Genomic DNA, 5487 nt, shown 5'->3' with positions numbered 1-5487 from the left:
GGCCGGGACCGCCGGCAAGCCGGGCCTGGTCGCCGTCGACGGCCGGACGTTTCCGCTCGAGGGCGCGCGTCTTTCCGCGCGCGCCCGGGGCGGGCTGGCACGGAGCCGGCTCGTCCAGCGCTACCGGAACCCTTACGACGAGCCGCTCGAGGTGCTCTACTCGATGCCGCTGCCCGCCGACGGGGCGGTGCTCGGCTACACGATCCGCCTCGGCGACCGTGTCGTCACCGGCGAGATCGAGGGGGCCGAGGCGGCCCGCGAACGGTACGAGCAGGCCCTGATCGAGGGTCGCTCCACCGGCCTGCTCGAGCAGGTCCGCGACGACACCTTCGTCCAGCATCTCGGCAACCTCCCGCCCGGAGCCGACGTCTCGGTCGAAATCGACGTTCTGCAGCCGCTCGCCTTTGCGCGCGCGGCCGGCGGAGCGGGCCGCGGGACGTGGGAGTACCGCTTCCCGACGGTGACCGGCGTGCGTTACCACGGGGCATCCGGCCGCGTCCCCGACGCGGAGCGCCTCGACAGCGACCGTGCCGCCGGCGAGGGCACCCCCGCGCGGATCGAACTCGAGCTGGTGATCGAAGACGGCGCGCCGGAAGAGGTCGCACCGGAGGCGGAGCGGCACCGCCTGGAGGTCACGAGCGACCCGGAGGGGACGCGTGTCAGCCTCGCCGAGCCTTCGCGGCTCGACCGGGACATCGCGATCCGCTGGCGGGCGACCGGGGATGAGCCCCGGGCGCGCCTGGCGATCGGCGGGGGGCTTCCCGGAGACGAGGGCCGCTACGCCCTGCTCACGCTGACGCCTCCCGATGCGCCGGTGCGGGCGGCGCGGCGCGACCTGACGCTGCTGATCGACGCGAGCGGTTCGATGCACGGCGTACCGCTCGAAACGGCCAAGGCGATCGCCCGGCGGCTCCTGCGCTCTCTCGGCCCCGGCGACCGGTTCGCGATCACCGCCTTCGCCACCCGGCCGCACCCGCTCACCCGCGGCTACCGCCGCGCGACGGGGCCGGAGGTGGAAGCCGCGTGCCGGGCCGTGGACCGGCTCGCCGCCGGTGGCGGCACCGAGATGGTCGAGGCGCTGAAGGGCGCGCTCCGGCGGCTCCGTCCCGGCGCCCAGCACCAGGTCGTCCTCATCACCGACGGCTACATCGGCTTCGAGCAGGAAGCGGTCGGGGAGGTGCTACGGCGGCTCCCGGAAGGCTGCCGAGTCCACGTCGCCGGCATCGGAGCCGTTCCGAACCGCACGCTCGGGCTCGGCGTCTCGCGGGCCGGCCGCGGGATCGAGGTCATCGCCGCCACCCCGGAAGAGGCCGGCCGTGCGGCGGACCGCCTCCTCGCCGCCACGGGGGCTCCGCTCCTCGAGGGGATCCGCATCTCCGGAAGCGCGGTCACGGCGGTCGCGCCCGACCGGCCGCGCGACCTGCTCGCCGGGGCGGCAGTGCTGATCGCCCTCGAGCTGCGTCCCGCGGGAGGAGAGATCGTGATCGAGGCCCGGCACCCGGACGGCGAGGTCTGGCGTCAGTCGCGGGTCGTGCCGGCCGCGGGCGACGAGGGGGCGCTCGCCACGGAGCTTCCCCTCGGAGCCCTGTTCGGCCGCGAGAGGGTCGCCGACCTCGAGATGCGGCTCGCCGGTTATGGCGGAGAGGGCGGAGCCGATTCGATCCTCGACGAGATCGAGGCCACCGGACTGCGGCACCGGATCGTGTCGCGGCGCACGAGCCTCGTCGCCGTCTCCGAGGAGCCGGCGGTCGATCCGACGTCCCCCAGGCGCCGCGTCCGGCTGGCGAGCGAGCTTCCAAGCGGCGTCTCGGCGGAGGGCGTCGGTTACGGCAGCTTTGGTTCCGCCCTTCGAGCCCCGCAGATGGGACTATTCGTCTTTAACGAGGCCGAATCCCTGTACTCTCGGGACAGCTTTCTCGCGGACGAGGCCACGGGAGCCGAGCCCGACCGGAGGCTACCGGCGCGCGTCGTCTCCGCCTCCGAGCGGCGTCTCGCCGTCGAGTTCGAGGTGCCGGGGGACCGCTTCACGGTCCCCGAAGGAGAAGTTTACCTCTGGCTCGCGGCACCGGAGGGTGCCGCGCTCCACGCCAGCCGCATCGATCCCGGCACGAGCACCCGGCCGGGCCCGGTGGAGCCGGGGCTCCTCGTTCGGCTCGTCTTCGAGCTGGAGCAAGGCGATCGTCTCGACCCGGAGTGGCTCGAGAGGCTCCGCTCGGCCTCGAGAGAGTGTCCGCTGCTGATCGAGGTCATCCCCGCGGGCGGTCCGGACGGGAAGAACGGCTTCGCGCTTGCGATCGGGTCCGCGAGCCCGGTCGACTGAGCGAGAGGAAGGGCATGGGCGGTACCGAGGCAGCGTACCGGAGGGTCCAGGCGGGCGATCGCGACGCGTTCGCCGCCTGGACCCGCGTCGCCGAGCCGTGGTTGCGGCGCGGTCTCCGCCCCTTCGCGCGCCAGGTCGACGTGGAATCGGTCGTCCAGGAAACGCTGCTGCGGATGTGGGTGATCGCGCCTCGCCTCCGACTCGAGGGGCCGCGGGCGTCGCTCCGCTACGCGGGGAGGATCGCGAGGAACCTCGCGCTCGAGGAGTGCCGCCGCCGGAGAATCGAGTTGCTGGAGCCGGACGATCCACCGGAGACGGCCGCCCCGGCCGATCCGCTGCCCGACCCGGGATTGCGGGCCGCGATCGCGCGCTGCCTGAAGCGGCTGACCCCGCGCCCGCGCCGGGCCCTGCTCGCGCGGCTCGAGGCACGGGGTGGTGACAGCGACCGCGAGCTGGCCGCACGCGCCGGGATGCGGCTCAACACCTTCCTCCAGAACGTCGGGCGCGCCCGTCGCCAGATGGCACGCTGTCTCGAGCGGCATGGCGTTCCGGTCGGAGAGCTGATGCGATGAGCGATCGCGGACGGGATCGCGAGCGATTGATCGAGGCGGTCGTCTCGGCGGACCGCCGGCTGGACCCGGACGGCCGGATCGTCCCGCCGGCCGCCTTCTGGGATTTGAGCCCCCAGGACCGGGAAGCCGCGTTCTTCGACCAGATGCTGGCCAGAGCGCTCGAGGCGGCCTGGCACCCTCGGGGGCTGAGCACGACCGCCCGCCGGGTGGTGGAACGATCGCGAAGACTCGAACAGCTTCCACCGAGGTAACACGAGCGCCGGACCCGGAGCGATCCGTGTGTCCCGGCGAACGACGGGGAGGATCTCGATGTCGCAGGAGCTTTGCCCGGACGTCTGGTTGGAATGGCCTTTCCAGGCGCCGCCGCCGGTGATCCACTGCATCGTCTGCGGTCGTGTCGTTGCCGGAGACGGCGGCATGCCGGCGCAGCCGGTCTGCCCGCACCTCGATCTCGTCTGGGGTGGGGGCGACGTGCAGTGGGTCCGCGAGGAGTGGCGGCCGATGGTCGAGGAGATCGTCATGAAACGGCAGGAGGCCGCCCTCGCGAGGCTCGAAGGCCGCTTCGACGACGAGGAGGAGCTCCCGGACCCGATCGCCGCCGTGGTCGATGCCGATCCGGGGCTGGAGCCGCTCGTCATCTCGTGCCACACGTCGGGAATAGCGTGCGGCCCAGTCGAGGACACGCTCGTCGTCGTCCTGAGGCCCACACGCGGCGCCTACGACCGCCTGCCGCGTTGAGGAGGGTCCCGCGCGGGAGAGAGTGGCCCTCAGAAGGCCTCGCGCGTCGCGAGACGCTGGCGCCGCCGCTCCGCCGCGCGGGCGGCGCGATCGCGCTCCTCCTGCGTCCGCAGCTCGAGCGGTGGAATCGGTACGGGGCGCCCATTGCGATCGATCGCGACGACGGTCAGGAGGGCCCGGCAGGCGGTGATGCGCTCGCCGGTCAACGGGTTCTCGGCCTCGACATCGACGCCGATCTCCATCGAGGTGTTGAACGCCGCGTTGATCGCCCCCTTGAAGATGACGATCATTCCCGACTTGATCGGACGGATGAAGTCGACGCGATCGATCGAGGCGGTGACGACCGGCTGGCGACAGTGCCGCATCGCCACCATCGCCGCGACCTTGTCGGCCATCGCCAGCACGCGCCCGCCGAAGATGTGGCCGTAGTTGTTGGTGTCGGCGGGGAGCACGATCGTCGCCATCTCCGTGCGGGAGTCGGCGACGCTGCGGGACTTCACCGGACCGCCGGCCGAGGTTCCGCCCGTCGTGGTCATCCCTCACTCCTCGCGAACGGTCAGAGCCAGCGGCCGCCGCGCCAGCCGTTCGAGGAACGGCTCCGGCGGTACGCCGGTCTCCAGCCGCTGCGCACCGGGGTCGATCTCGCCCGCCGCGGCCATCTCCGCGACGACCGCCGCCGGGTGAGCGGTGCACCGCTCCATCGCGGTGAAGCCGGTTTCTCGGTCTTCCCGGTCCAGCAGGTCGTAGATCACCCGCCGCGGCGCCGCGTCCTCGGGGGCCTCCACCTCGACCCTGAGGACGACGAGGTCGGGCACGTCCGGCCGGTCGATCAGCGGGGCCAGCAGTCGGATCAGAAGATCGCGCGGCCGGACGTGCCCGTCCCCGGCCGGGATCTTCTCCTCTCCCAGCAGGCCGAGGTCGGCCAGCGTCTTGAACCTCTCGAGATGCCCCGGATAGCGCACGGTCCGGTACTCGTAGGTATCGAGCCGGCCGCGGAACGTCTCCGGGGCGGTCGAGGTACCGCCGCTGGTGGGGAACGCCTCGACACGGCCGACGCCCGGCAGCTCGAGCTCCTCCCGCTCGCTCAAGGCCGGCACGCGCACGATCTCGCCGCCGCGCAGATAGACCGCGTCCCCGGAGTACTCGTTGAGCAGCCCCTCGATGCTGAACACTTGCCGGTACCCGAGAGGCGGGATCGGCGTCTGGGGGAGCCCGCCGCACCAGATCCGCACCGAGCGCGCCGCGGGAAGCCGCCGCAAGCCGTCGGCCGCGAGGGTGTTGGCCAGCCCCGGGGCGAGCCCGGTGTCGGGCACCAGACACACTCCGCGTTCCCTCGCCGGACGGTCGAGTTCGAGGATCCGGCGCGAGATCTCCGTGTTCCCGCCGAGATCGGCGAGCGAACAGCCCGCCGCCAGGGCGGCGCGGGCCGCCGCCGGTCCGAGCCGGTACGGGAGCGCGCACACGGCCGTCACCGCCCCTTCCAGGGCCTTCGCGAGCGCTCGCTCGTCGGTCGCGTCGACGGCGGCCGTTTCCAGGGAATCTCCCAGCCCGAGGTGCTGCAGGCGGAGCGCGGCGTCGCTCAGCCGCACGGGGTCGGCGTCGATCAGCCGCACGCGCGCGGCGCCGCCGAATCTCAGCAGGTCGAAGGCGGCGGCCGTCCCCTGGCGGCCCGCACCGAGCACGGCCGCCTCCCGGCCGGCGACCCCTCCTTGAGCGGAAGCCACGTCGGCACCTCCATGCAGGCCGCCGCTCGATCCGGCGCCCCGGCGGTGCCATTATCGACGATACGCGGCCGCGGTCACGCGGCGGCGGCGGGGTGCCGATGGCTGTCTCGCGCGGGATGCGGCGGTTTCTGAT

General features: G+C 73.1%; 6 protein-coding genes. 4 read left to right on the top strand and 2 right to left on the bottom strand.

From position 1 onward, the window contains the following. The 4 genes from D6718_02070 to D6718_02055 form a co-directional block, all read left to right on the top strand. On the top strand, window positions 1–2320 hold a 2320-nt coding region (locus tag D6718_02070; protein RMG48295.1), incomplete at its 5' end, for a VWA domain-containing protein. Window positions 2321–2334: 14 nt separating this feature from the next. Beyond that, the gene (locus D6718_02065; protein RMG48294.1) at window positions 2335–2892 is read left to right on the top strand and encodes an RNA polymerase sigma factor; all 558 of its coding nucleotides are present in this window, start codon (window positions 2335–2337) and stop codon (window positions 2890–2892) included. Continuing rightward, window positions 2889–3143 (top strand): hypothetical protein, encoded by a 255-nt coding sequence (locus D6718_02060; GenBank protein ID RMG48293.1) that lies wholly within the window; start codon window positions 2889–2891, stop codon window positions 3141–3143. Before D6718_02065 ends, D6718_02060 begins: the two co-directional genes overlap by 4 nt. 58 nt (window positions 3144–3201) lie before the next feature. After that, window positions 3202–3630, top strand: coding sequence for a hypothetical protein (locus D6718_02055; protein ID RMG48292.1), 429 nt, complete (start codon window positions 3202–3204; stop codon window positions 3628–3630). A 29-nt stretch (window positions 3631–3659) separates the two neighbouring features. Here the strand turns inward: D6718_02055 and D6718_02050 are convergent, their stop codons facing one another. Next, window positions 3660–4094, bottom strand: a complete 435-nt coding sequence (locus D6718_02050) for an acyl-CoA thioesterase (protein RMG48296.1) — start codon at window positions 4092–4094, stop codon at window positions 3660–3662. 75 nt (window positions 4095–4169) lie between these two features. Next, on the bottom strand, window positions 4170–5354 hold the full coding sequence (locus D6718_02045) for a saccharopine dehydrogenase (GenBank protein ID RMG48291.1): 1185 nt from the start codon (window positions 5352–5354) through the stop codon (window positions 4170–4172). Between the last annotated feature and the right edge of the window lie 133 nt (window positions 5355–5487).

The organism is Acidobacteriota bacterium, from assembly GCA_003696075.1.
Taxonomy (GTDB): domain Bacteria; phylum Acidobacteriota; class Polarisedimenticolia; order J045; family J045; genus J045.
Note: the sequence above shows the minus strand (reverse complement) of the source record. Positions and strands in the feature narration are given on the sequence as shown.

What these genes read in the sequence shown, in the direction of transcription:
- D6718_02060 (RMG48293.1), top strand. Translation starts at nt 2,889, where the DNA reads ATGAGCGATCGCGGACGGGATCGCGAGCGATTGATCGAGGCGGTCGTC.
- D6718_02050 (RMG48296.1), bottom strand. Translation starts at nt 4,094, where the DNA reads ATGGCGACGATCGTGCTCCCCGCCGACACCAACAACTACGGCCACATC.
- D6718_02065 (RMG48294.1), top strand. Translation starts at nt 2,335, where the DNA reads ATGGGCGGTACCGAGGCAGCGTACCGGAGGGTCCAGGCGGGCGATCGC.
- D6718_02055 (RMG48292.1), top strand. Translation starts at nt 3,202, where the DNA reads ATGTCGCAGGAGCTTTGCCCGGACGTCTGGTTGGAATGGCCTTTCCAG.